At 61.3% G+C, this 25666-nt stretch carries 24 protein-coding genes; all 24 read right to left on the bottom strand.

The features are described from left to right. Window position 1: 1 nt before the first annotated feature. Window positions 2–331 carry a flagellar hook-basal body complex protein FliE gene (fliE, locus tag B3N48_RS09565; protein WP_296182560.1) on the bottom strand — a complete coding sequence of 110 codons (330 nt, stop codon included), beginning with the start codon at window positions 329–331 and terminating at the stop codon, window positions 2–4. Window positions 332–538: 207 nt separating this feature from the next. Then, entirely contained in the window at window positions 539–1966 is a 1428-nt protein-coding gene (locus B3N48_RS09560; RefSeq protein ID WP_296182557.1) for a sigma-54-dependent transcriptional regulator, read from the bottom strand. Further along, window positions 1963–3171, bottom strand: a complete 1209-nt coding sequence (locus tag B3N48_RS09555; RefSeq protein WP_296183057.1) for a sensor histidine kinase — start codon at window positions 3169–3171, stop codon at window positions 1963–1965. Before B3N48_RS09555 ends, B3N48_RS09560 begins: the two co-directional genes overlap by 4 nt. 138 nt (window positions 3172–3309) lie before the next feature. Continuing rightward, window positions 3310–4785, bottom strand: a complete 1476-nt coding sequence (locus B3N48_RS09550; RefSeq protein ID WP_296182554.1) for a sigma-54 dependent transcriptional regulator — start codon at window positions 4783–4785, stop codon at window positions 3310–3312. A gap of 171 nt (window positions 4786–4956) precedes the next feature. Next, window positions 4957–5253, bottom strand: coding sequence for a flagellar protein FliT (gene fliT, locus B3N48_RS09545; protein ID WP_296182552.1), 297 nt, complete (start codon window positions 5251–5253; stop codon window positions 4957–4959). A gap of 11 nt (window positions 5254–5264) precedes the next feature. Further along, the gene (fliS, locus tag B3N48_RS09540; RefSeq protein ID WP_296182550.1) at window positions 5265–5660 is read right to left on the bottom strand and encodes a flagellar export chaperone FliS; all 396 of its coding nucleotides are present in this window, start codon (window positions 5658–5660) and stop codon (window positions 5265–5267) included. A gap of 123 nt (window positions 5661–5783) precedes the next feature. After that, window positions 5784–7229 carry a flagellar filament capping protein FliD gene (gene fliD, locus B3N48_RS09535; protein WP_296182548.1) on the bottom strand — a complete coding sequence of 482 codons (1446 nt, stop codon included), beginning with the start codon at window positions 7227–7229 and terminating at the stop codon, window positions 5784–5786. 76 nt (window positions 7230–7305) lie between these two features. After that, window positions 7306–7689, bottom strand: a complete 384-nt coding sequence (locus tag B3N48_RS09530; RefSeq protein ID WP_296182546.1) for a flagellar protein FlaG — start codon at window positions 7687–7689, stop codon at window positions 7306–7308. A gap of 74 nt (window positions 7690–7763) precedes the next feature. Beyond that, on the bottom strand, window positions 7764–8612 hold the full coding sequence (locus B3N48_RS09525) for a flagellin domain-containing protein (RefSeq protein WP_296182544.1): 849 nt from the start codon (window positions 8610–8612) through the stop codon (window positions 7764–7766). Between the two features lie 291 nt (window positions 8613–8903). Next, a complete protein-coding gene (locus B3N48_RS09520) occupies window positions 8904–9755 on the bottom strand; it encodes a flagellin domain-containing protein (protein ID WP_296182542.1) in 852 nt (283 codons plus the stop codon). Window positions 9756–10030: 275 nt separating this feature from the next. Next, window positions 10031–10303 carry a hypothetical protein gene (locus tag B3N48_RS09515; protein WP_296182539.1) on the bottom strand — a complete coding sequence of 91 codons (273 nt, stop codon included), beginning with the start codon at window positions 10301–10303 and terminating at the stop codon, window positions 10031–10033. Then, a complete protein-coding gene (locus B3N48_RS09510) occupies window positions 10300–11595 on the bottom strand; it encodes a motility associated factor glycosyltransferase family protein (RefSeq protein ID WP_296182536.1) in 1296 nt (431 codons plus the stop codon). The genes B3N48_RS09515 and B3N48_RS09510 overlap by 4 nt, the downstream gene beginning before the upstream one ends. Window positions 11596–11678: 83 nt before the next feature. Continuing rightward, window positions 11679–12611 carry a ketoacyl-ACP synthase III gene (locus B3N48_RS09505; RefSeq protein ID WP_296182533.1) on the bottom strand — a complete coding sequence of 311 codons (933 nt, stop codon included), beginning with the start codon at window positions 12609–12611 and terminating at the stop codon, window positions 11679–11681. Between the two features lie 571 nt (window positions 12612–13182). Then, the gene (gene pseI / locus B3N48_RS09500; RefSeq protein WP_296182530.1) at window positions 13183–14235 is read right to left on the bottom strand and encodes a pseudaminic acid synthase; all 1053 of its coding nucleotides are present in this window, start codon (window positions 14233–14235) and stop codon (window positions 13183–13185) included. A gap of 2 nt (window positions 14236–14237) precedes the next feature. Continuing rightward, window positions 14238–15332: a UDP-2,4-diacetamido-2,4,6-trideoxy-beta-L-altropyranose hydrolase gene (pseG, locus tag B3N48_RS09495; RefSeq protein WP_296182528.1), complete on the bottom strand. Its 1095-nt coding sequence runs from the start codon at window positions 15330–15332 to the stop codon at window positions 14238–14240. Continuing rightward, window positions 15329–16030, bottom strand: coding sequence for a pseudaminic acid cytidylyltransferase (gene pseF / locus B3N48_RS09490; RefSeq protein ID WP_296182525.1), 702 nt, complete (start codon window positions 16028–16030; stop codon window positions 15329–15331). Before pseF ends, pseG begins: the two co-directional genes overlap by 4 nt. Further along, window positions 16027–17205: a UDP-4-amino-4,6-dideoxy-N-acetyl-beta-L-altrosamine transaminase gene (gene pseC / locus B3N48_RS09485; RefSeq protein WP_296182522.1), complete on the bottom strand. Its 1179-nt coding sequence runs from the start codon at window positions 17203–17205 to the stop codon at window positions 16027–16029. The genes pseF and pseC overlap by 4 nt, the downstream gene beginning before the upstream one ends. Continuing rightward, on the bottom strand, window positions 17202–18203 hold the full coding sequence (pseB, locus tag B3N48_RS09480) for a UDP-N-acetylglucosamine 4,6-dehydratase (inverting) (protein ID WP_296182519.1): 1002 nt from the start codon (window positions 18201–18203) through the stop codon (window positions 17202–17204). The genes pseC and pseB overlap by 4 nt, the downstream gene beginning before the upstream one ends. A gap of 23 nt (window positions 18204–18226) precedes the next feature. Continuing rightward, window positions 18227–21154, bottom strand: a complete 2928-nt coding sequence (locus B3N48_RS09475; protein WP_296182517.1) for a TIGR00180 family glycosyltransferase — start codon at window positions 21152–21154, stop codon at window positions 18227–18229. Between the two features lie 51 nt (window positions 21155–21205). Further along, window positions 21206–21940 (bottom strand): cephalosporin hydroxylase family protein, encoded by a 735-nt coding sequence (locus B3N48_RS09470; RefSeq protein WP_296182513.1) that lies wholly within the window; start codon window positions 21938–21940, stop codon window positions 21206–21208. Window positions 21941–21954: 14 nt separating this feature from the next. Beyond that, window positions 21955–23037, bottom strand: coding sequence for a class I SAM-dependent methyltransferase (locus B3N48_RS09465; RefSeq protein ID WP_296182511.1), 1083 nt, complete (start codon window positions 23035–23037; stop codon window positions 21955–21957). Beyond that, entirely contained in the window at window positions 23027–23893 is an 867-nt protein-coding gene (locus tag B3N48_RS09460; protein ID WP_296182508.1) for an NAD-dependent epimerase/dehydratase family protein, read from the bottom strand. The genes B3N48_RS09465 and B3N48_RS09460 overlap by 11 nt, the downstream gene beginning before the upstream one ends. Continuing rightward, window positions 23890–25113 carry a class I SAM-dependent methyltransferase gene (locus B3N48_RS09455; RefSeq protein ID WP_296182505.1) on the bottom strand — a complete coding sequence of 408 codons (1224 nt, stop codon included), beginning with the start codon at window positions 25111–25113 and terminating at the stop codon, window positions 23890–23892. The genes B3N48_RS09460 and B3N48_RS09455 overlap by 4 nt, the downstream gene beginning before the upstream one ends. Next, complete coding sequence (locus B3N48_RS09450; protein WP_414704221.1) at window positions 25110–25661, bottom strand: dTDP-4-dehydrorhamnose 3,5-epimerase family protein; 552 nt, start codon at window positions 25659–25661, stop codon at window positions 25110–25112. The genes B3N48_RS09455 and B3N48_RS09450 overlap by 4 nt, the downstream gene beginning before the upstream one ends. Window positions 25662–25666: the final 5 nt, after the last annotated feature.

Genomic DNA, 25666 nt, shown 5'->3' with positions numbered 1-25666 from the left:
CTCAAACCGGCATTTGCATGATGTCTTGGTACGCCTGAACCAGCTTGTTGCGTACTTGGGTCAGCGCTTGAAACGAAACGCTGGCTTTCTGCGAGGAAATCATCACGTCGGTGAGGTCCACGCCGCTCTTGCCCATCTCGAATGCGGTCGACAATTGGTTCGACGCTTGCTGGGTGTCGTTGACCTTGTTGACCGCCATGCCGAGCATGTCGGAAAAGCTGGTCCCACTGGCCATTTCCGGGGCTTCGATGCCCTTCGGCTTGGCCATGGCGTCCATCTGCATGGAGCGCATGTCCAACATCAAGCGATTAAATTCAACACCTTGGCTCATGGACTTCTCTCTCAAAGGGGCCGCAAATTTTTGACACCGATTCAGCGGTTACCCATGTAGTAGCAACAACGGTGCCAGACCAATGGCGGCACTGTGCCATCTTTTCGTGAAAGTATTGGGGTGGTTACATAACGGCCTGATGAACGCGCAAAGCTGTAGGAGCCGGCTTGCCGGCTCCCACAGGTTAGAGTTGGAGTCTGAAGTTAATCAGGAAGCGAACAGATACCCTTCGACATCCATTCCGGCGTCCCTCATCTGCGCCAGTTTGTAGCGCAAGGTACGCGGGCTGATCCCTAGACGTTCGGCGGCTTCCTTGCGGCGACCGCGTTCGGCGCGCAGGGTGTCGATGATCATCTGGAATTCCCGACGCCGCAGGTCTTCACCCAAGGCACCCGCCACCTCCCCAGCCACCGCTTCTGGCGGCGCCTCCGTCAAACCGGGCGTCGTCGCTGACGGTACCAGCGCGGGAAGCACCGGCGCCGTCGAGGTGACCGAGGCGAAGCTGACAGGCCCGGCGAGACAGAAATCTTCGGCCTGGATCACCCCGCCCTGCTGCAGAATCAACGCGCGCTGCACGGCGTTGTCCAGCTCGCGCACATTGCCCGGCCAGCCGTAACCGATCAGGCAGTTCTGCGCCTCGGCCGAAAGCCGTACCGGGGCGTGTTTCATTTTATTGACGTGCTTGGCCAGCAAGCGCTCGGCCAGCGGCAGGATATCGCCGGGACGCTGACGCAGGGGTTGCCAGGCCAGCGGGAACACCGAAAGCCGGTAAAACAGGTCTTCGCGGAAGCGCCCCGCTGCCACCTCCCCCGCCAAGTCGCGGTTGGTGGTAGCCAGCACCCGAATGTCCAACGCGATCGGCTTGCGTGCGCCCACCCGCTCCACCTCGCGCTCCTGCAAAACGCGCAGCAGTTTGGCCTGCAAGCCCATGGGCATTTCAGAGATTTCGTCGAGCAGGATCGTGCCGCCATCGGCCTGTTCGAATTTGCCTGCCTGGGCCGCGATGGCGCCGGTAAAAGAACCCTTCTCGTGGCCGAACAACGTCGCTTCGAGCATGTTGTCGGGAATCGCCGCGCAGTTGATGGCAATGAATGGCTTCCCGGCCCGTGGCGACTGCTGATGAATGAAGCGCGCCAACACTTCCTTGCCGGTCCCGGACTCGCCGGAAATCAGCACGGTGGAATCACTCTTCGCCACGCGACTGGCCAGGTTCAGCAACTGCGCGCTGGCCGGCTCCACCGCGATAGGCCCCTCGCCGTCCGCAGGGCCCAGACGACCCAGCGCATGGCGGGCCACCAGCGCCAGCAGCGCCTTGGGCTCGAAAGGTTTGACGAGGTAATCGGCGGCGCCTTGACGCATCGCCTCGACGGCCCGGTCCACTGCGCCATGGGCCGTCATTAGCAGCACCGGCAATTGCGGGTAGCGGCTGCGCAGCTGGGCGAGCAGTTGATGCCCGTCCATGCCCGGCATGTTGACGTCGCTGATCACCAGACTGAACGAACGCTCGGCGGCCGCCAGCAGGGCATCTTCTGCCGAACCGACCGCGTGAAAATCGTGCCCCGCCAGCGCCAGGGTTTCGCCCAGGGCTTCGCGCAGGGAATGATCGTCTTCGACCAGCAATACGTTGATCGTCATGAGTGGCTACCTGTGGCACTGACGCCCGGAATCAGCGGCAAGGAAACAATGGCGCAGGTGCCGCGACCCGGGCGCGAACGGAATTGCACCTGACCCTGGTGAGCCCTGGCGACCGCGGTGACCACCGCCAGTCCGAGGCCCGTGCCGGTGGTCTTGGTGGTGAAGAACGGTTCGCCGATCCGCGCCAACCCGGCCGCATCGATCCCGCTGCCGTTGTCGCTGATGCACAGCCGCAGCACGCTGCCTCGGTTGTAGGCGTGGATTTTGACCCGCGCGTCGGGGCCACTGGCCTGCATCGCATTTTCAACAAGATTGAGCAGCGCACCGACCAGGGTGTCGCGGTTGCACAGCAATTCGCCGCCGTCGCTGTTGCACTGCCAGCGCACCGCCGCATCGCGCACGTGGGTCTGCGCCGCCGATTGCAGCGCGCCGACCAGCGCTTGTGGCGTGACCCGGTCAGTCAGCGGCAATTCGCCTCGGGCGAAGACCAACATGTCACGCACCTGATGCTCCAGCTCGTGCAGACGCTCCTTGAGACGCCCCGCGAAACGCTGCTGGGTTTCGACGTTCAACACCTGCTCGGTCAAATGACTGGCGTAAATCATCGCGGCAGACAATGGCGTGCGGATCTGGTGCGCCAACGAGGCGACCATGCGCCCCAGCGACGACAGACGCTCGTGACGCGCCAACTGGCTTTGCAAATGACGGGTTTCGGTCAAATCGTTGAGCAGCACCAACTGGCCCGGTTCGGCGTCCAGCGAACGCGTGGCGATGGAAAGGCGGCGCCCGTCCTTCAAGGAGATTTCGTGACCGTCGTCTTCGCGGGGGGCGAAGCAGCGGGTGATGACGTGCCGCCAGAGCATGCCGATCAGTGGCTCGCCCAACAGATCGATCGCTGCCGGGTTGGCCTCGCGCACCATGCCGGTCCCATCGATGACGATCACGCCACCAGGCAACAGGTCCAGCAGGTGTTGCAGCCGGTTGGCCAGACGTTCTTTCTCGGCCAGCTCTTCCATGCGCTGGGCACTGACCACCGCCAGTTCACCCTTGAGCTCGGTGACCCGTGCTTCGAGCAGGCTGTAGGAATCGGTCAGTTGCACCGACATCTGGTTGAACAGGGCAAAGGCCTGCTCCAGACCTTGTCGACTTTCCACTTCCGGGGACGGCTGCACGTGCAAACCTGGCAAGACGGGTTCGGACGACATCTGAGCGGCCTGGGGCATAGTTGATCTCTCGGTGGCGAACCGTCAGTAAACGGTATGTTGCGAGAGACATAGCAATCCCCGTGCCGAAAAAAAACCGCTGAAAAATCAGCGGTCTTTTTGCGTCGCGTCAAACCAGTGTCAGTCGTCGAGCTGATCGTCGCCTTCGCGACGGCTCATCCCGTACTTGCGCATTTTCTCCACCAACGTGGTACGACGGATACGCAAACGCTCGGCCGCGCGGGCCACGATGCCATTCGCGTCGTCCAGCGCCTGTTGAATCAGCCCTTGTTCCAGCCCTCCCAGATAGTCTTTGAGGTCCAGACCTTCCGGCGGCAGCATCGCGCTGTTGGCGAAGTTCGGTGTATGGCCGTTGATGGCCACGCGCTCTTCCAGATCGCTGCGCAGGCTATCGACCAACTGCTCGTCTTCGTCATCCACGTAACGGAATTTCTTCGGCAACTCGGCGACGCCAATCACTCCGTACGGATGCATGATCGCCATGCGCTCGACCAGGTTGGCCAGCTCACGAACGTTGCCCGGCCAGCCATGGCGGCACAGCGACATGATGGCAGCCGAGTTGAAACGGATCGAACCGCGCTTCTCATGCTCCATGCGCGAAATCAGCTCGTTCATCAGCAGCGGAATGTCTTCCACACGCTCACGCAACGGCGCCATCTCGATCGGGAACACGTTGAGGCGGTAATAGAGGTCCTCACGGAAGCCACCGGTCTCGATCATGTCTTCGAGGTTTTTGTGGGTCGCCGCGATGATGCGCACGTCAACACTCTGGGTCTTGTTGCTGCCCACGCGCTCGAAGGTGCGCTCCTGCAGCACGCGCAGCAGCTTGACCTGCATCGGCAGCGGCATGTCACCGATTTCGTCGAGGAACAGCGTGCCGCCGTTGGCCAGCTCGAAACGTCCTGCCCGGCTGGTGATTGCCCCGGTGAAGGCCCCTTTCTCGTGACCGAACAGTTCGCTTTCCAGCAGCTCGGCCGGAATGGCGCCGCAGTTCACCGGCACGAACGGCGCGTCGCGGCGTTTGGAATGGTAATGAAGATTGCGCGCGACCACTTCCTTGCCGGTCCCGGACTCGCCGAGAATCAGGACGCTGGCGTCGGTGTCGGCCACTTGCTGCATCATCTGGCGCACGTGCTGAATCGCACGGCTGGTGCCGACGAGGCTGCGGAACAGGTTGGGTTCGCGTTGACGACCGCGCTCCCGGGCCTGGTCGTACATCTCGCGATAGACCTGGGCGCGGTGCAGGGAATCCAGCAGCTTGCTGTAGCTGGGCGGCATTTCGACGGTGGACAATACCCGCCGACGCAGGTCTTCGGCCAACTCGCCGGAAGAATTGTCGCCCATCAGCAGAACGGGAAGGAACTCATCCCATGCGGCAATGGTCTTAAGCAGCCCTTGAAGGCTGCCCGGAGCATTCACGGAGCCGACCAACACGCACAGCACTTCCCGAGTGGACGTCAAGGCGCCCACGACTTGCTGCCAGTCGGTACTGGAGCAGGACAGGTTCTCATCACCGAGAAAATTCAGAATGACCGCCATGTCGCGGCGGCGCTGGCTATCGTCATCGATCAGCAGAATCTTGATTTCACGCCACATGCAATAGCAACTTCCCTAGTCAACTCGATGCCCATTCAGGGGCAAGCTTGGCCTTTTGTATGGTCCGCAGAGACGCAACAACAGCCAGAAATTAGTGAACATCACTAGTTAAGTCAAAAAACCGTACACAGTCAATTTTATGGCGCACAAATTTTTTCGATCCACCCAGCGTCAACCGAACAGATGGTAAACCTTTGCCGCGGATTTCGCTCGCTGGATCTGCGACATTTCATCGACAATCGCTTGGCGCTCGCCCACGGCGATATCTATCAGCTGCCGATAGACCCCCAATAACTCTTCCAGATTGCTGCGCAACTCAGGCTCATCGTCATTCGCTTCGCGGATCACATCGTCTACGCAGGCACGACAGGCCAGGTCGAGTTTGCCAATCGTCTCCCAGTCGCGCTCGGCGAGCGCATCGACCAAGGCTTCACGGGTTTCTTCGATTCGCTTGAGTGCAGCACTCATGGTGGTCTCCTTCACAGCGCAGGTTGCTGATCGCCGATCGCGTCCCAACCTTCCTTCACCGTCGTCAACAAGCCGCTGACTTCGTCGAGGATGTTCGGGTTGGTCTTGATGTTGGCCTCGGCCAGACGCTTCATCATGTACACGTAGAGGTTGTCGACATGGGCCAGGGCTTCGGCCTGTTTCTCCATGTCCAGGCCTTCACGCAGGCCACCAATGATTTCGATCGCCTTGCCGATCAGCACGCCTTTGGCGGGAATGTCTTTGCGCTCGATGGCACCTTTCGCCTGGGCGATACGGTCCAGTCCGGCCTCCATAAGCATTTGTACCAGACGGTGCGGCGTGGCCACGGCAGTCTGCGCCTGAGAATTGACCTTCTGATACTGCCGAAGGGCTGCCATACGGTTCATGTTTTCCTACCTCGCACAACTCGAAGTTCGTATATTCAGGGTATCGACACGGCCCTGAGAAACTTTAAGGCCAGATGCCAAAAACCCGGCACTCGGGCCGGGTCATGGGTGGGGTGACGTGAATCAGCCCTTGGACGCGTTCAGGGAATCGAAGAACGACGTAATACTGCTCGCCGACGCTTTCAACTGTCCGACGATCAAGTCCATCGCGTTGTATTTGGCGGTGAGGGTAGCCGTCAAATTTGTCACACGCAGGTCGAGGGCCGCTTGTTGATCCTGCAGATCGTTCTGCTGCTTGTTGAGGCTGGTGGTGCGGGTGTCGAAGATGCCGCCGGTCTGGGTGTACGGCGTGATCGCCTTGTTCATGCGCGCGATCAGGCCGTTGCTGCCGTCACCGGTACCGCTGAACAGGGTCTGCACATCGCCAGCCAGGCCTTTGTTCATGGCCGCGTCGAACTTGGTGCTGTCCAGAGAAAGTGTGCCGTCGGTCTGGGCCGTGGTGATACCAAGCTGCGACAGCACCGACAGATCGCCACCCGCGCCTGTGCTGACCAGTTCGTCGCGCAGGGCCGACAGGATCGAACGCGGCATCGAGTCACCGGTCAAGGCAGCGGGGGTTACAGTGGCACCCGTCGTCGGGTCGGGGGTCTTGCTGACCGTGGCCTTGGTGACAGTGCTGACCGCTTTCACGACCGAGTTGTAGGAGTCGATGAACGCCTGAAGCGATGCCTTGAGCCCGTCAGTGTTGGTGGCCACGGTGATCGTCACCGGAGTGGTACTGATGCTGCCAGGTTTCAGTGTCAGCGCCACACCACCGAGGTTCTTGTCGATGGTGTTGCTCTTGCTGGTGAAATTGAACCCGTCGATGGTGACGTCGGCATCCATGGGCGGATCACCGATGTAACCGGAGGAACTGGCCGACGTGGTATCGATTTTGTCGCCGGCCGCGATGCTGAGACCGGCGATATCACTGGAGGTGGTGATGTCCGAGCCTGAGCCGGTTTTGGTCGACCCGAACACCAGACGCGAACCGCTGGCGTCCGTGATGATGTTGGCGCTGATACCGGTGGTTTTGGTGTCCGCGTTGATCTGCTTGGCCACGGACGCCAGGGTCGCACCATCGGCGATGGTGTAGGTCTTGCCAATGGTATTTTGACTGACGGTAAGCGAACCCCCAGTCGGAATAACACTGTTGGAGGCGTCACCGGTAAAGGCGGCGGTCGCGACACTGGAACTGGTGGCGAGTTTTTTGACCAGCACCGTGTGAGTCCCCGGTACTGCGGAGTTGTCCGACGTTACGCTGACTTTGGTCGCGTCCGACGAGGTGGCGGCATAGCCCGCAAACTGCAATTTACTGGTGGTGCCAGTTGGGGGTTTGAGCAACGTCTGAAACGACGACAACGCCGATTGCAGCGTGCCAATGCCGGAAAGCTTGGTGGTGACCAGTTTGGTCTGGGTGGTGATCTGCGTTTGCTTGGCCAGCTTGTCTGAGTTGACCAGCGCCGTAACGATATCGCCAATCGCCAGGCCGGATCCCAGGCCGGTGGAAGGGGTAATTGGACTCGCCATGTGTGTCTCCTTTCAGGTTGAGTCGGTCTTTTGACGGGCTAAAGCCCACAACGACCGCGTACACGTTTCATGCCATTCAGACTTTTGCGTCGAACAACAGGCTATGAGCGTTCTGAAGGCTGTCAGCGATTTTCAGCGCTTCGGCGGAGGGCAACTGACGCACCACCTCGCCTGTTTCGCTGGCAATGACTTTCACAACGACCTTACCGGATGCCTCATCGATGGAGAATTCGAGATTACGGCGTACGGACTGCACAAACTTTTCAATCTGATCGACGGCAGCTTTCAATGCTTCGTCGCCTTTATCGGCCGTGGAGTCTTTACTTTTGTTTGCGTCCGCATCAGGCGCCGAAGCAGTGACAGGGGCAACGGGAGGCGTAGCCACAGGTGCCTTGTCCGTGACCAAAGGCATTGGCTGCACAGCAGGGTAAGACAAGTTCAGCCGTGTACTCAGGTCCATGTCTACTTACCTCTCAAAAGTAAAAAAGCGGGAGAGTACGCAAGCACACTCCCCCGCCAACACTCATTCCGATATTACTGAAGCAGTTTCAGTACAGCGGAAGGCAGTTGGTTAGCCTGGGCCAGAACAGCGGTGGAAGCTTGTTGCAGAGTTTGCTGTTTGGTCAGGTTAGCGGTTTCAGCTGCGAAGTCGGTGTCTTGAATACGGCCCAGTGCAGCGGTGGCGTTTTCGTTGACGTTTTGCAGGTTGGAAATGGTGCTGGTCAGACGGTTTTGCGAAGCACCGAGGTTTGCGCGAGTGGAGTTGATCGTGGCCAGAGCGGCGTCGATCGCGGTGATCGCTTTGTCGATGTTGCCCGAAGCAGTGGCGCTGGTGCCGGAGATCGCAACCGAGCCGCTGGCAACCGACAGCGTGGTGGCGTCGAAGCTTTTGTTCAGGGTCAGGCTGATCTGGTTGGCGGAACCGACATCGGAACCGACTTGCAGAGTCATGGTGCCAGCAGTACCGTCCAGCAGGTTCTTGCCGTTCAGGTTGGTCGACTTGGAGATACGAGTCAGTTCGTCCGACATCTGAGCGAATTCAGCGTTCAGAGCGGTACGGTCAGCCGAGCCGTTGGTGTCGTTTCGCGACTGAACAGCCAGTTCACGCATACGTTGCAGAATGTTGGTCGACTCTTGCAGAGCGCCTTCAGCGGTCTGAGCCATCGAGATACCGTCGTTGGCGTTCTTGATCGCTACGGTCTGACCACGGATTTGCGAAGTTTCGCGAGTAGCGATCTGCAGGCCGGCGGCGTCGTCTTTGGCGCTGTTGATTTTCAGACCGGAAGACAGACGGGTCATGGAAGTCGACAGTGCATCGGAAGCCTTGCCCAGGTTCTTCTGAACAGCCAAGGAAGCTACGTTAGTGTTTACGCCTAAAGACATGATGAATTCCTCGTTGGTTGGGTACTGCGGCTTTCCGGCCCTGGCAAGCGCCGGGTGTGGCCTAGAGAACCTTCGTAATGTTTATCGTCGCGGTTGCCAGGAGCTTGAGGGCTTTTCAGAAATTTTTTGCCACCAGAGCGCCACCCCTGTGTTCCACGGGGGTTACACAGCGTTTCGGCTCGATCCTCACAAGCTTTAATCACGACGTTAAACCTCTGATCACCAGGGGATTCATCCCGGACACGCCCAGTGGACGTGCCCGGTTCAGCGTTTGCGTCTGTAAGCGCGGGATTACTGAAGCAGCTTCAACACCGCCGCAGGCAGCTGATTGGCCTGCGCCAGGATAGCGGTAGAAGCTTGCTGAAGGGTTTGCTGCTTGGTGAGTTCAGACGTTTCGGCGGCAAAGTCGACGTCCTGAATACGGCCTCGGGCGGCATCCGTGTTCTCACGCATGCTTTGAAGGTTGGCAATGGTCGATGTCAGCCTGTTCTGGGCAGCGCCCAAACCTGCGCGCGTGGCAGTCACCCGTGCCAGCGCAGCGTCCACTGCCGACATCGCCGCATCGGCGTTGGTATGGGCATCCGCCGTCGTGGCCCCTGACAAGGCGAGTGCAGAAGAGGCGACATTCAAAGACACGGCATCAAACTTATCGCTCAATACCAAACTGATCCGATCCGCAGCGGTAGTCCCCGTGCCCACCTGGATTTCCAGAATTCCGGCTGTTCCATCCAGGAGCGGACGGCCATTAAGTTTCGAACTTTCCGACAGCCGTGTCAGTTCGTCACTCATCTCCGCAAACTCTTTATTCATCGCGATGCGTTGAGTCGATCCATTCGTGTCATCACGTGCCTGAACGGCCAGTTCTTTCATCCGGGTCAGAATCTGTGTCGTTTCATGAAGCGCGCCTTCCGCCGCTTGCGCGATCGATATTCCATTGTTGGCATTTCGAAGCGCGACCGTCTGCCCTCGGATTTCACTGCTCATCATCGTTGCGAGCTGCAAGCCAGCGGCATCGTCTTTGGCGCTGTTGATACGCAACCCTGAAGATAAGCGGCTCATCGATGTGCTCAAGGCATCACTGGTGCGGCTGAGCTTGGTCTGAATCGACAGCGACGCAATATTGGTATTAACGGTTAAAGCCATGTTGAATTCCCTCGTTGATGGTAACGGCCGGTCTTCAAAAAGCGGGGAAGTCCATTTCTCCCGGAAAACCTACAGTTTCGTTATCGCCGATTCGAAAGTTGGCTTTAACGCGTGCACGCTCATTCAGAACGTGCCACCACGACAGCTGTCGGATAATAAAGCGGCTAAGTTATTCATAATACTGGGACAAAAAAAATTGAATAAAAAAAGCCCTTTCGGGCTTGGTTAATTCACACATTCTTAATAATTTGTAGGAAGTTTCTCCAACTATTAAGTCAGATCGCATGGGTGGTCTTAACCAACTCAACCAATTCCACTTCCAGCCAATCCGCCACCCCCAACCAATCCTGCCGTTCCTGGCACCCGAGAATTGCGCTCAGAATCCGCGTCCATTCAGCCTGCTCCGTGGCCGGGCGTGAGGTCATGAGCGGCATGGCGGTGTCGATGAGGTCGACCATGCTCAGCGACGCTTCGATGTCGCGCCCGAGGCGGAAAAGCCGCGCGCAATGGCGGGCGGTGTCGATCACGGGCGAGGTAACGTCGGTCATGCCGGGGTCCAGGTCGGGTCGAAAGTGGTGCCGGCGATGAATGCGCCGTCGCGGCTGGTGTTGAGGAAGGTCACGTCGGGGTGCGATGCGATGTAGCGTTCCAGTTCGATCAGGTAGCTGCGGAAGTTAAGCTGGGTCTTGACCTTGTCGCCGCGCCCGTCGAGCACCCAGTGGCGGGCGACGTCGACGTTGGGCCCCAAGTGCCCATCGCCCCAGCCGGTGTGGGTCTTGCCGCCGGGAAAGGCAAAGTCGGCGCCGAACAGGGTGAGGCGCGGCGCACCCATTTTCACCGCCAGGTCGACCGCCGGGTGAATCACGCTGCCGCCCATGTGCAGGTGGCCACGGGGGATCTCGTTACGCATCACCGAATAGATCGGGCTGCTGGAATAGCCCCCGTAACGCGGCCCCTGCCACGCCTTCAGCACATCGGCGTCTTGACCGGGGAGGTAAACCAGCGCAATGCCATCGGTGTCTTCGGGCGGCAAGTGCCGAGGGGCGATGCGGTGATCGATGCTGATCACCAGATCGGGCTTGATGCCGTGTTGGCGCAACGACACATAGGCGGTGTCGACGCAGATGAACACAGGCCGCTGCGCCGCGTGAAAGACTTCGGTCAGGCGCGGCAAGTGCTGTTGCAGGCTGGGGCCGGTGGCGATGATGAACGCGTCCCGCCCGCGCTGGCTGTCAAACAGATCGGCAACGTCGGCATCACTCAGCAGCAGCGCCCTGCCCTGCTCCAGTCGCTCGGCGGTCTCGGCGCTGTCCGGGGAAAACGTCTGATTGGTGAAGCCGACGTGCACTTCGCTCACCAGTCGGTCGCGGATCCGGGCGCTGCTGTCGTCGGCCAGCACCAGTTCGGCGGGCAAGGCGAAGAACGGCAGACGGATTTCGCTGGCGGCATCGGCGTAGGCCAGCTCAACCCGCGGGTCGGTCAGCCAGTCGTCCTGCTCCAGCAGTTGCAGCACCAGCGCGAACAGTGCGCCGTTAAGGATGTAGACGTGCAACGCTCGTAAGGTATTCGCCGCAAGCAGCACACGCTGCAGGTCGCCCAGGCCAGTACCGTAGAGGTAGAGCTGCGGGCTGTCGGCGGGCAGGCTCTCGGCCTGCCGCTGCGCTTCGGCGACGCGGTCATGACGGCTGGTGAGCTGAATGCCGTTCACACTGAGGGTCGAACCCTGGCCTTCAAGCAGTTGCGCGGGCACGGCCTCGGTGTTTTCAGCCAACAGACGCCGGGCGACGTCGGGCCACCGCCGCTCGATGGCTGCAAGGTTGCGCTGAAGTGTCTCGCTCATGACAACCGTCCCTTTCGCACGAGAAGAGCAGAATGCAAAACGGCGACGTGAAGTTCAACGTCGCCGTTTTGGCTGACTCAAGGTCAGGAACGATAAAGGATCGCCGAACCCCACGACAAGCCCACGCCGAAACCGCTGACGGCCACGCGCTTCCAGGTCGCGTTGAGCATGTGTTTTTCGAGCAGCAGCGGAATGCTCGACGACACGGTATTGCCGGTTTCGAGCATGTCCTTGACGAACTTGTCAGAGGCGGCGCCTTCTTCGAAGCGACGCGCCACGGCGTCGACGATGGCCGCACTGCCCTGGTGAATGCAGAACGCATCGATGTCCGATGATTGCAGGTCGGAGTCGGTGAGCAGTTCGTTCAGGTGCGCCGGGACTTTGATCAGCGCGAAGTTGAACACCTGGCGGCCATTCATGAAGAACGCGCCGTTGGTGGTCTTGAGGAATTCGGCGCCGCCGCCGTCCGTGCCGAATTTCGACTTGCCGAGCTGCCATGCCGCGTCTTCGCCCATCCAGGTCGCAGTGGCCGCGTCACCGAAGAGCATGGTGGTGTTGCGGTCTTCGGGATCGACAATCTTGGAATAAGGGTCGGCAGTGACCAGCAGGCCATTTTTCAGGCCAGCGGCTTCCATGAAGCCTTTGAGGGCGTAGATGCCGTAGACATAACCCGAGCAGCCCAGAGAGACGTCGAACGCGGCGACGTGGGTCGGCAGGCCGAGTTTGTGCTGAACGATGGCCGCGGTGTGAGGCAGGCCTTCGGCATCGCCGTTCTGGGTGACGACGATCAACGCGTCGATGGCGTCGCGGGACAGGTCAGGGTTGTTAGCGAATAACTGGTTGACCGCTTCGACGCACAGGTCCGAAGTTTCCTGAGCGTCGTCTTTGCGTGGCAGAAAAGCAGAACCGATCTTGCCGAGAATGAAGTCTTCATCCTTTCCGAATTTGGCACCCTGCGCGTAATTGTCGACGCCGACCGCAGGCACGTAACTCGCTATGCTTTTAATGCCAATCATCATGGCTTCCCAATCAAAATCTGCTGAACATCGCCCGTCGCCCGAAGGCTGGGCATTGAAATCCTGGGCTCGAAGCCGCAAAAACGGCGATCGACTGGCACGGGCGTACAGAGAAAGTCTGTGAAATCAGCCTGATGCCTTTGTCTTCTGCGAGCACGATACAGTGAAGATGCCCGTTATGACTCATAGGTCACCAAAAGTTTTACAAGCTTTTAGCTGACCGATGAGTGCTGCGCAAGGGCGGATGAGGGTTCAGACAGGCAATTGACATGAAGCTGTCACGGCGGCGTGTCAGCCAGGGCCCGTTCGCCACCGTCGTAACCTCCGGAAGCTCCCACAGGGATTACAGGGGGCTCAGATTGTGTGGTCGTCACGATACTGCTTCTGCCGAAGGCGTAGGAGCAAGCTTGCTCGCGATCGGCTGCGCAGCAGTCGCAAATCCTGCCGATGAGGTATACCTGACACTCCGCGCACTGAGGGTTTGCTGCCAGTTCCTGGCAGATCGCAGGCAAGCCAGCTCCTACGCCTTCGGCAGAATCAAAAGCTTCAACCTCGACAGCCGCCCGTTTTTTCAGCCCACCACCTCCCAACTCAACGGCGTGCCGCGCTTGAGCGGTTGGCAGGCGGTGTGGCCGAGGAGGCGGTCGATGTGTTTGGGTGCCAGGCCAAGGCCGGGACGAATGGCGCGGACGTTATCTGTGCTGAAAACCTCGCCTGCGGCCATGTCCTTCACCACGTACAGCGACCGGCGGTAGAGCAGCGAGGGTTGCTCGGCCTGGGTCGCGCCGTATTGCACGTGGCCGAGCCCTTGCCAGGCGCGTTCGGTTTCGGTGACCAGACTGGCCATTTCCGCAGGTTCCAGCGAGAAACTCGCGTCCACCCCGCCCGCCGCCCGGTCCAGGGTGAAGTGTTTTTCGATCACGGTGGCACCCATCGCCACCGCCGCCACCGACACACCGACGCCCATGGTGTGGTCGGACAACCCGACCTGACAGCCGAACAGCCCCGCCAAATGGGGAATGGTTCGAACGTGGCTGTTCTCGGGGGATGCCGGGTAGGTGCTGGTGCATTTGAGCAGCACCAGGTCCTCGCAGCCTGCCCCACGGGCGGCGCGCACGGTTTCGTCGAGCTCGGCAATGCTGGCCATGCCGGTGGAAATGATCATCGGCTTGCCCGTGGCCGCTACTTTGCGAATGAGCGGAATGTCGGTGTTTTCGAAGCTGGCGATCTTGTAGGCCGGCACATCGAGACTTTCGAGGAAATCCACGGCGGTTTCATCGAAGGGCGTGGAGAACGCCAGCAGCCCAAGTTCCTTGGCCCGAGCGAAAATCGGCGCGTGCCATTCCCAGGGCGTGTGCGCTTGTTCGTACAGCGCGTACAATGACGTGCCGGCCCACAGGCTGCTGGGGTCTTTGATGAAAAATTCGCCCTCGGCGATATCGAGGGTCATGGTGTCGGCGGTGTAAGTCTGCAGTTTCAGCGCATGAGCACCTGCCGCCGCAGCCGCTTCAACGATGCGCAGGGCCTGTTCCAGCGACTGGTTATGGTTGCCGCTCATCTCCGCAATGATGAACGGCGGGGCCTCATGGCCGATGGTTCTAGGGCCGATCTTGAAAGCCTTCATGGTCATTCACTCACTGAAAAAGGGTCATCGCCGGACAGCAGGCCGCTGAGCGCATCCGCCACCCGTCTGGCACCGAAACCGTCCACCAGCGCCCGCGACCGTTCAGCGAACGCTTGACGTTGCGGCGCATCGTCGATCAGCCCGGCAATCGCAGCGGTCAACTGCGCCGGGGCCAACCGTTCATGGGCGCCAAGATAGCGGTGCACGCCTGCTTCGGCCAGCAACCGCGCATTGAGCTGCTGGTTGTGTGCCACCGAGATGCAAATCGTCGGCAACCCCAGCGCGGCGCGCTCCCAGGTCGTGCCACCGCCGGCGCCGATGAACAGGTCCGCCTGTTGCATCAGCCCGAAAAAATCGTCCACCAGCGTGTGCAGACGCCAGTTCGGGTGCGCCTTCGCCATCGCCGTCATTGCCGCCCATTGCGGGTTATGCATCCCGGCGACGGCGTCCACCTGCAAGTCGTCGAAGCGTTCCAGCACCCGCAGCGTGGCCTGTACCTGACACGCCGCATCGAAGCCACCGAAGTTGACCAGCACCCGCTTCACTTTCGGTTTGATCACGATGGGCTGGCACTGAAACTCATCGCGCAGCAGGGCGAATCGGGGGCCGAACAAGGTCTGGCAGTGGCTGTCCAGCCACTGCGCGTAGGCTGCGGGCAGTGCTTGAGCGGAGACGTTCTGATCGAGCAACAGGTCCACCGCGTGGGGCCGATTGGCCAAGTCATCGAGGGCCATCAGCCGATGAGTGAACCGACGCGCCGCCCTCTCCCACTGCGCATCCAGCCCGTAGTGGTCGACGATCAGCCAGTCGAAACGCGGGGTATCGGCGACGACGCCGGTCAAGGCCGCAATGTCGGCCTCCCAGGGCAAGCCTGCCTCGATGTCAGCGTCGTTCCGCTCCTGCGGGTAACGTTCCGGCAAACCATGGGCAACGTAACCTTGATCGCGCAAACGTTGCAGCAGATGCCCCGGCAGTTGCCGACAGGCGAAGGTCACTTCAGCACCGCCATTGCGCAGCACATTGGCCAGCGTCAAGCAGCGGGCAATGTGGCCGCTGCCGATGGCGATAGACGCATCGGCGCGAATCAGCACCCTCACGGTTCGATTTCTCCGCCCGCCTTGAGCGCGGCGTACAGGTACTCGGCGCGACGCCAGTCTTCCTCGTCGTCGATGTCCTGCACCAGATGCCGGGGCAGAATCACCGGCAGGCTGAGGGGCGAAAAGATCACGTCGCCCCGCAGCCACGCCGCGCTGCGCCCCCAGTAGAACTGCCCGGCATCCTGATACGCCGGCGGCAAATCCTGCGAGCGCACATGGCGAAACTCGGGGTGCATGGCGTCCAGGCTGCCGTCGTCGTTGATCTTCAATGCGCGCTGGATGGGGAAACCGAAGCTGCACACGGAGAACGCGAACGCCTTGTCCGGCGCAGCCTGCAAAGCCTCGAACCCCTGACGCAGAAATCGGGGCTGCAACAGCGGCGCAGTGGCGTAAATGCAGCAGGTGAAATCGTAGTGTGCGTCCAGTGAACGAATCGCGTGTTGCACCACCGGCCCGGTGCCGGTGAAGGCATCGGCCAGTTCCGAAGGACGCATGAAGGGCACGTCAGCGCCATGCCGACGCGCCACCTCGGCAATCTCTTCGTCGTCGGTACTGACAATGACGCGGTCGAACAGGCCGCTGTTCAATGCCGTGCGAATCGAGCCGACGATCATCGGCTCGCCGTTGAACCGCTTCAGGTTCTTGCGCGGGATACGCTGGCTGCCGCCCCGCGCCGGAATGACCGCAAGTGCCGTCATGAACGCAGACCCTGACCACTCGACAGCAGACGCCGAAGTTGATCGACCACGAAGTCCTGCTGCTCATCGGTCATCGCCGGGTACATCGGCAGGCTGATGGCCTGGGCGTAATAAGCCTCGGCTTCAGGGAAGTCGCCGGGCTTGAACCCGAGGTCGCGGTAATAGGGCTGCAGGTGAACCGGGATGTAATGCACGTTGACCCCGATGCCTGCCGCCCGCAGGCCATCGAATACCTCGCGATGGCTGATGCTCAGACGCTCGGTCTGCACCCGCACCACGTACAGATGCCAGGCGGATTCCGCCTCGGGCTGCAGGGCCGGAAGGGTCAGGGGCAGCTCGGCAAGCAAGGCTTGATAACGGGTCACCAACGCACGACGTCGCGCCAGAAAGCCATCGAGCTTGCCCAGTTGCGACAGCCCCAGCGCCGCCTGCATGTCGGTGATGCGGTAATTGAAGCCCAGTTCGACCTGTTGGTAATACCAGGGGCCGTGAGGCGGTTCGTCCATTTGCGCCGGGTCGCGGGTCATGCCGTGGCTGCGCAGACGCCGCAAGCGTTCGGCCAGCTCGGGACGGTTGGTCAGCACCATCCCGCCCTCGCCGGTGGTGATGATCTTCACCGGATGGAAACTGAACACGGTCATGTCGGCGAATTCGCCACAGCCCACGGGACGACCGGCGTAACGGGCGCCGACGGCGTGGGACGCGTCTTCGATGACCACGAACCCGTAGCGGCGCGACAAGTCACGAATCGCCCGCATGTCAGCGCTCTGACCCGAAAACGCCACGGCCACCAGCACCTTCGGCAGCGTGCCGGCGCGCTCGGCGGCGTCGAGTTTGTCAGCCAGCGCGACGGCATCGAGATTCCAGGTTTGCGGGTCGATGTCGACGAAATCCACCGCAGCGCCGCAATAGCGCCCGCAATTGGCCGACGCCAGAAAGGTGTTGGGGCTGGTCCAAAGCCGGTCGCCCTCCCCCAACCCGGCCGCCAGGCAGGCGATGTGCAGAGCTGCCGTGGCATTGCACACGGCCACGCCAAAACCGGCTTCGCAGCGCTCCGCCATCGCCGCTTCGAAGCGCTCGATGGTCGGGCCCTGGGTCAGCCAGTCGGACGTGAGCACCTCGACCACCGCGTCGATATCCGCCTGATCGAGGCTCTGTCGGCCGTAGGGGATCATGGCCGGATTTCAGCGTGAAGTTGGCCGATTTCAGACACCGACATGAAATCCGGATTGGTATCGGAGCGGTACTCGAAATCATCGGCCACGGGCTGGCCTTTTTCACCCGTGGCGTCGGTGGTGAAATCGGTTTCGACGTTATTGAAACGGATCGACGGCACGATGGTGTAGTGGTCCTTGAACTCCAGCGTCATGCGCGCGTCGTCCTGAGGCACCATCAATTCATGCAGTTTTTCCCCTGGACGAATCCCCACCAGCTTGTGTGGCAGGTCAGCGGCCATGGCAGTCGCCAGATCGACAATGCGCACCGACGGAATCTTCGGCACGAACACTTCGCCGCCATGCATGCGCTCAAAGCTCTGCATGACGAATTTCACGCCGTGGTCGAGTGTGATCCAGAAACGGGTCATGCGCGGATCGGTGATCGGCAATTCTTGAGCCCCGCCCGCGATCAGCTTGTTGAAGAACGGCACGATCGAACCCCGGGAACCGGCAACGTTGCCGTACCGCACGACAGCGAAGCGGGTCTGCTCTTCGCCGCCGATGTTGTTGGCGGCGACAAACAGTTTGTCCGACAGCAACTTGGTCGCGCCGTACAGGTTGATCGGGCTCGCGGCCTTATCGGTGGACAGCGCGATGACTTTCTGCACGCCGTTGGCGATGGCCGCCGAGATGATGTTTTCCGCGCCGTTGACATTGGTGCGGATGAACTCGGTGGGGTTGTATTCCGCCGCTGGCACGTGCTTGAGCGCTGCCGCGTGCACCACGTAGTCGATGCCACGCATGCCTTGTTGCAAGCGCTCGGCATCGCGTACATCGCCGAGGAAGTAGCGCATGCACGGCGCGTTGAATTCCTGCTGCATTTCGTACTGCTTGAGCTCATCGCGGGAGAACACCACCACGCGCCGAGGCTGGTAGTGCTCCAGCAGCGTGCGGATGAACATGCGACCGAACGAACCGGTCGCGCCTGAGATGAACACTGATTTGCCATTAAACATGACGACGTCCTTTGCGTGATGCCCTAGGCGAGCAACTGCGTCCAATTCATCGGGCCGGGCTCGGCCAGGGTAAACCCTTTGCCGGTCAGCGACAGGTTACGGTTGTACGCCAGGTCATGGGCGAACGAAGCGGCCCATTTGTCCTTGAGCGCCGCCAACGCGCCCGGCGCATCAGGCAAGGCGCCCGGATGAACGATTTGCACGTGCGGCGTCCACACGGTCAGGTAACCGGCCTGCCCCAGCTTCAGGCACAGGTCGACATCGGCAAAACCTTCGGCGAACTGCTCTTCATCCAGACCACCGACGGCATCGAACAGTTCTTTGCGCACCATCAGGCACGTGGCTGAAACCGCGCTGTAGTTCTGTTCCACCAGCAAGCGCTGCATGTAGCCGTAGGCGTCTTTTTTCTCGCCGACGAAGGGTGAACCCACGCCGCCGTTCATTCCCAGAATCAGCCCCGCCTGGGTGAGCGTGCCGAAGGTGTCGATCGACTTAGCGCCGACAACGCCGACTTCCGGACGCAGGCCGCTATTGAGCAATGTGCCCAGCCAGTTGGGGTTGACGATCTCGGCATTGGCCGCCAGCAGCACCAGGTATTCGCCCTGGGCCTGACGCGCCGCAGCGTTGAGTTGCGCCGCCCCTTTGCGGTCGCTGTCGTCACGCATGACGCGCAAGCGGTTCGAGGCTTTTTCGCGGGTGGCGAGCCACTCCAGTACCTGAGCGCTGGTGCCCTGATGCACCGGCACCAGCACTTCATAGGCACTGTGGCGCGTGCGCTGGAGGATGCTGGTCACGGAGCGCTGCAAGGCGTCCACGTCATCAGCGCCGTGCAGGATGATCGAGACCTGCGGTCGGGCGCTGTGCTGGTAATCGATCTGCAGGGTGCCGGCCTGGCCGAAGGTCACCAGCGCCTTGTAGCCCCGCGCGCCGAGGTGACGAACCAGTGCCATGCGTTCGTGGACGTTTTCCGCCAGCTCCGGCGCATTGCTGATGAGCAGCGGTTCGTCCAGATGCGCCAGACCGCCAAGGCCGCCCTGTTCGATGACTTTGAGCAGCAGGTCGAATTCCAGCGCGTGCTTGAAGTCAGCGCAATAGCCGCCCGCTTCGACGAACACACTGCGTCGGATCAGCCAATGACGGGCCATTTGCGTTGGCGCGCTTTGCAGCAGGTCCAGGTTGACGCCCGGGCGGAACAGGTGGGTCAACGCGCCGTTGGGCTGGCGCAGGATTTCATCGGCGCAGACCGCGCGAATGCCGTCGGCGCCCAGCAATTCAAGGCCGGCCCGCAGCAGGCCCGACGGGGTGAATTGATCACCGACCTCAGCCAGCATCAGCCAGTCGCTGTTCATCTGGCGCACGGCTTGATTGAGCTTGTCGACGTAGTTGCTGGCGCTGACTTTGACGAAGTGCAGCGTGTTGCTGAAGGTCGTAGAGGTCGCTGGCTCGGCCGTGGTGAACACCACCACGCGGAAGGCCTTGCTGTGCCCTTCGACCAGGCTGTCGAGGGTCACTTGCAGCTTGTCCATGTCGCCGTCGAGGTCCAGCAGCAGCAGGCCGAACACCGGCCCGCCGTCTTTGCCGGCCAGGTACTCGCCAATCGCTGCCGCCTCTTTCGCGTCCGGGTTGCGAGCGGGCAGCCAGTTGAGCAACTGGCCTGACGGCATCGCGTCGAGTCGGCGGCGGCTGTCGTACTCAGGTTCCGCCGCGAGTCGCTTGGCCCAGGCATTCATCTCGGGTGCTTCCTCGGCATCCTGTTCAGTCAGCAGTTGCGCCAGGCGCTTGACCACCCGCCGGTTGAACGGGTTGAGGTCCATCGCCGCCCAAAGGCGGTTGGTGACCGTTTCCGGCACATCGTTGGCGTGGGTGGCGAGCAAGGCCTCCTGGCGCACCCAAATGCCTTCCAGTTCATCCAGCTGCGCATACCCCGCCGGCATGGCGTGCAGCAGAAATTCCTGGGCGGTCAGCTGATCGAAGAAGGTCTGGTTGTAGAACGGCATTTCCACGTATTGCAACGGGCCGAACTGGCGGCTCGGCTGGCCTTTGAAGTCGGTCCAGGTAGAGACGAAGATAGGCTCGGCGGTCAGTGAGTTCCGGCTGCGCAGGCTTTCCGCCAGGGTCCGGAAACTGTCCAGCGTGAGGGCTTTCGCCGCTTGGGCTGTCACGCCGAACAACGGCGCCGCGATCTCCCCCAAAAAGCCTGCGAAGGCCTCACGACCGGCGACCGTTTCGGCCTCGACCCCGGCCAACTGGGTGTAAATCTCGGTGTTGTGCTCGGAGCGGCCGATGTTGATTTCACGCACGACGTAAGGGATCGGCAGTACCCGCGCCTTCCCCCGGGCCAGCAGGTAATAAACGTGCCCGACTTCCTGCCATTCGAACGCCGTCCCGGCGGGCATGGTGTCGTACCAGTCGCGAATCAGTGGCGTACGGGTCACCGCGTAGAACGGCGGCAGGTACTGACTGAAGTACTCGTGGATACGCGCCTGCCCTTGCTCGCTGTCGTAGTCCTCACAGACCTTTTTGTCCCGGCGCAAATAGCTGACCCGGTTGCCGTGGGACGCATACATCAAGCAGTAGCCGTGGCACATGCCGTAGTCGGGGTGGGCTTCGAGGAAATTCACACTCTCGGATAGCGCGTCGTGCACGACGAAATCATCGTCCGCGGCGAACACCATGTACGGCGTCGTGACCTGCCTCACGCCAAAGTCGAGCTTGGCCTGCACGCCCCAATAGCTGTACTCGGGCAAGTGCCGGTAGTCGACGTGCGGGAAGTCGACGTACTCGGCCTCCAGCGCCTGCGCCGAGGAATCCAGGACCAGAATCTTGCACGGCAAGGTGCCGTAATACTGCAAGGCACGGCGCAGGAACGCCGGGCGCTCGTGGGTCATCAGGACCATGGTCAACAAGGCGCCGAGGGGGGCTGCTGCTTCGAAATGTTTATCGCCTTTCATGTCTCTTTCCTACTGCCGACGGCTCAGATGGCGTAATGGATCGGGTGCGGTTCAGCGTACGCGACGCAAGTAGCCGTCAGGTGCCACGGTGATCAACAGCTTGTGATCGACGGCGGAGTCGATCTGGAAATCGTCGTTCTCTTTCAAGTAGGCCCACACGGCGGTTTTCGGGTTGTCGCCCTTGCCCCATGGACGGTCCGGGAACGCGTCTTCCGGCATGTCTTCGACGACGGTGTCCATCACCACGCAATAGCTGCCCACCGCCACCATCGGCGCATACAGGCGAAGCTCTTCGAGGACGTGTTGATGGGTGTGGTTGGAGTCCAGCACCACCAGCACTTTCTTGCCCGCCACGCGCTCACGGACCTGATCGACGATGGCCGTGTCGATGCTCGACCCTTGAATCAGGCTGACGCGGTGGCTCATCGGATGGGCTTCGATGGCTTCACGGTTGTGGGCACGGATGTCGATGTCGATGCCGATCACTTCGCCGTGACCGATCAATTGCAGCATCGAGGCGTAGAACAGAATCGAGCCGCCGTGGGCGATGCCGGTCTCGACAATCACGTCGGGGCGCACGTCCCAGATGATTTCCTGCATCGCCATCATGTCTTGCGGGTATTGAATGACCGGACGGCCCATCCACGAGAAGTGATAGCTGTAGCGGTGGCGGGCGGAAACGTCGAAGAAATCACGAGACAGGCGCGCCAGCTCTGGATCCTTGCCTTGTGCCGCGATCTCGGCCTGGCCTTCTTCTTGGAAAATTTGCGCGGGAGTCTTTGCCATGGGTAGTGCCTCGTTCAAAGTTGGAATTGCGCGCTGTCCACGGCGTGGTAGACGTAGCGGCCGGAGGTCATCCGTTGAATTTCTGTCAGGTAATTGGAGTTCATCACGAACAGGTTCGCCCCTTCGGGCAGGCTGTCCAGCGCCTCTTGCGGCGACGACACGCGCAAACCGCTCAGTGGCAGGTAGCGGCCCTGCTTGCCCGGATTGATGTCGACGACATGATCGACAGCCACCCCGGCGCGCTGCAGAAACAGCGAATAGATCACGCCTTTGGAGGATGCGCCCCAGATCGCGGCACCCCGCTGCGGCGTCGTGCGCAGGATCTGCATCGCGCGGTCGATGCTGGCAGTGAAGCCTTCGGGCAGGCGCTCGAGGATCGAACCGGGCACTGAATCGGCGACCGGCTCGCGCAAGGTCGCGAGGTCCGCCACCACGTACAGGTATTGCCCGCCGAACAGGTGCCCCGCTTCGTGAACGGTGCCGAACAGGCCGCGCACATCATCGAGGCGGAAGTAGTTCACGTGTTCGTAGAACAGGTCGAACCAGGCGCGGTGTTCGAGAATCCAGTCGAAACACGGCACTTCGATGTAGATCTGGCCGCCCTGATTGGCCTTGGCGATTTCCCGCAGGAACGCCAACGGGTCCGGAATGTGTTCGAGGACGTGGCGCAGCACCACGGCATCTGCCCTCAGCCCGAGCTCAGCGGTGAAGGGTTGCTTGACCACGTCCGGGTTGCTGCCTTCGTAGGCAGGATCGATGCCGATGACGGGGTAGCCGCGCTCGCGCAACAGCTCGAGAAAATAGCCCTTGCCGCAGCCGACTTCGATCAGGCTCAACCCGCTGAAATGCTGGCCGATGACGCCCTCAACATCGTCGAGATGCTGCTTGAACAGGCCCGAATGGGCTTGCTCGTTCTGGTAGTTGCTGTCGTAGACCAGCTTGTCCGGGTCGAACGCCTGGTTGTAGATGAGCCCGGTACGGCGGTCCTGCACCAGCACCACGTCGGCGCTGGCCGACTGCTTCGCGCTTTCGGCATCGGCAAACGTGCGGTTCTGCAGCACCGGCAGATCGGTCGCGCGGTATAACTCATGCCACATAGTGGGCTCCCAGTATCTGTTGCAAACGTTCGCAGTTTCCCCAGAACGCCATCGGCTCGTGAGGCGAATAGCCGAATGCCCCCAGGTTCAGGGACAGGGATGAGCCACGGGCGGCGAGGCGTTGTTCCACCAGCCGTCGCACCGACACCGGCTGACCGCTGCTGACGTTGACCACGCCGCTGAACTCGGGGTGCAGCAGCAGGGCCGCCAAGTGGCCGGCTGCCGTCGCGATAGGCAGGTAATCGCGCAGCTGCTCGCCTGCGGACATGTCGAACGACGCGGCCTTTTCATCGATGGCGCGCTCCAGGCTGGCCAGCAGGCTGTTGGGATTCTGCCCTTCGCCATGGAGGTAAAACAGTCGCGCCCATTGCAGGGTGAACGGCTGCTGACGGGCCAGAGATTCGAGAAACAGCCTCAAGGTATTTTTCGCCAGGCCATAGGGGTTGGCCGGTTGCGCCATGCACGCTTCGTCAAGCGAGCCGCTTTGCAAGCCGTATTCGAAACAGGTGCCGGTGACCAGCACGTGTTTGACACCCGCTGCCACCACTTGGCGAATGAAGGCGTAGTCCGCCGGCAAATTGCGTTCGAAGTGGAACAGCCCGCCGTAATTCGGCAGGCCAGGCCAAGCCAGGTGCGCCAGGGCACTGATGCCCTCGGTAAGCGCCGCGACATCCAGGCCGGGATCGTGAAGGTCGGCGGCGACCCAATCGACGTCAGCGAACCACGGCATGCGTCGAGCGACGTCGACGTTGCGGGCGACGGCGCGCACCTGAAACCCGCGTTCGAGCAACGCACTGGCCAGATGGCGTCCGACGAATCCCGTCGCGCCGGTCAGGAGTACTTTGGCGCCGTTCACAACACGCTCAGCTCAGGCACGGCGATGACAAAACGACCACCCCAGCCCTTCACGACCGCGAGCTGTTCGCTGACCTCATTGATCAGGTTCCACGGCAGCACCAGCACGTAATCGGGCTGTTCTTCGATCAGGCGTTCCGGCGCGACCACCGGAATGCGGCTGCCCGGCAGAAATTTGCCTTGCTTGTGCGGGTTGGCGTCGGCGACCCACGGCAGCAGGTCAGCCTTGACCCCGGCGTAGTTGAGCAAGGTGTTGCCTTTGGCCGCCGCGCCGTAACCGACGACGCGCTTGCCCTCGGCTTTCGCTTTGAGCAGGAAGTCGAGCAGTTGAAATTTGATGCGTTCGGCCGCCGGCGCCAACGTGGCGTAATACGCACGGGTCCTGATCCCGGCGTTCAGCTCTTTTTCCAGCTGTTGCGCGACCGCAGGCGAACGGGGTTGCGCGCCGTCGATACGCTGCACGAACACCCGCAGCGAACCGCCGTGGGTCGGCAGGTCGGCAACGTCGAACACCTGCAAGCCGTTGCGCGCGCACAGCGTTTCGACGGAGGTCAGCGACAGGTATGAATAGTGTTCGTGGTACAGGGTGTCGAATTGACCGCCCGCCATCAGCGTCAGCAGTTGCGGGAATTCGAACGTGGCGACGCCCGACGGCTTGAGCAGCGTCGCGAAACCCGACAGGAAATCATTGATGTCCGGCACATGGGCCAGCACGTTGTTGGCGGCCATCAGGTCGGCCGCCCAGCCTTCGTCGCACAAAGCAGCGGCGCTCTCCTTGCCGAAAAACACCTCGCGAATCTCCAGCCCTTTCGCACGGGCGGCGTCGGCGGTGCTGCGGGTGGGCTCGACGCCCAGGCAAGGGATGCCCCGCGCCTTGACGTATTGCAGCAGGTAACCGTCGTTGGCGGCGATTTCCACCACGCGGCTGTCGGCGTTCAGGCCGAAGCGCTCGACCATCTGCGCGACGTACTGCTGCGCATGGTTCAGCCACGAACTGGAATAGGAACTGAAGTAGGCGTACTCGGCGTCGAACAGGCTGTGGGCGCTGGTGTAATCGTTGGTCTGCACCAGCCAGCAGGCCTCGCAGACGTCAACCTTCAGCGGCACCCACTGCTCGGCCTGTGTCAGTTGCTCGGCACGCAGGTACGCATTGGACGGGGGCGACGTCCCGAGGTCGATCAGGGGCAGGCTCAGACGAGCGCCGCAGCCACGGCAGTTCATAGACGCACTCCGGCGTAGGATGGGGTCAGCAACGGATGGGACGCGTCGCGGGCCGACAGATTCTTGACAGGCAACGGCCATTGGATGGCCAGCCGAGGGTCGTGCACCGACAACCCGGCTTCATGCTCGGGGGCGTAGTCGGCGCTGTGCAGGTACAGCAATTGCGCGTCATCGCTGAGCGCTTGAAAGCCGTGGGCGAACCCTTCCGGAATCAACAGACTGCGCCCGTCACCGGCCACCAGGTGCTCGGCGTGCCAGTGGAGAAAGGTCGCCGATTCCGGGTTCAGATCCACGGCCACGTCCCACACTTCACCGCGCAGGCAGGTGATCAATTTGGCTTCCGGCTGTGCGGCGGTCTGGTAGTGAAGCCCGCGCACACTGCCCCGTTGCGCCGTGCACGAATGATTGATCTGGCGAATGTGGAACGGACGACCCAATGCGCTCAGGCTGCCTTCGCAAAACAGGCGGCTGAAGTGTCCGCGGGCGTCGGCATGACGCCGATGCTCCAGGCTGAACAGGCCGGCCAGCGGCAATGCGACCAGCTGCATGTCGC

It is taken from the genome of Pseudomonas sp. UBA1879, from assembly GCF_002338065.1.
Classification (GTDB): domain Bacteria; phylum Pseudomonadota; class Gammaproteobacteria; order Pseudomonadales; family Pseudomonadaceae; genus Aquipseudomonas.
This window is presented reverse-complemented; position numbering and strand designations above follow the sequence as displayed.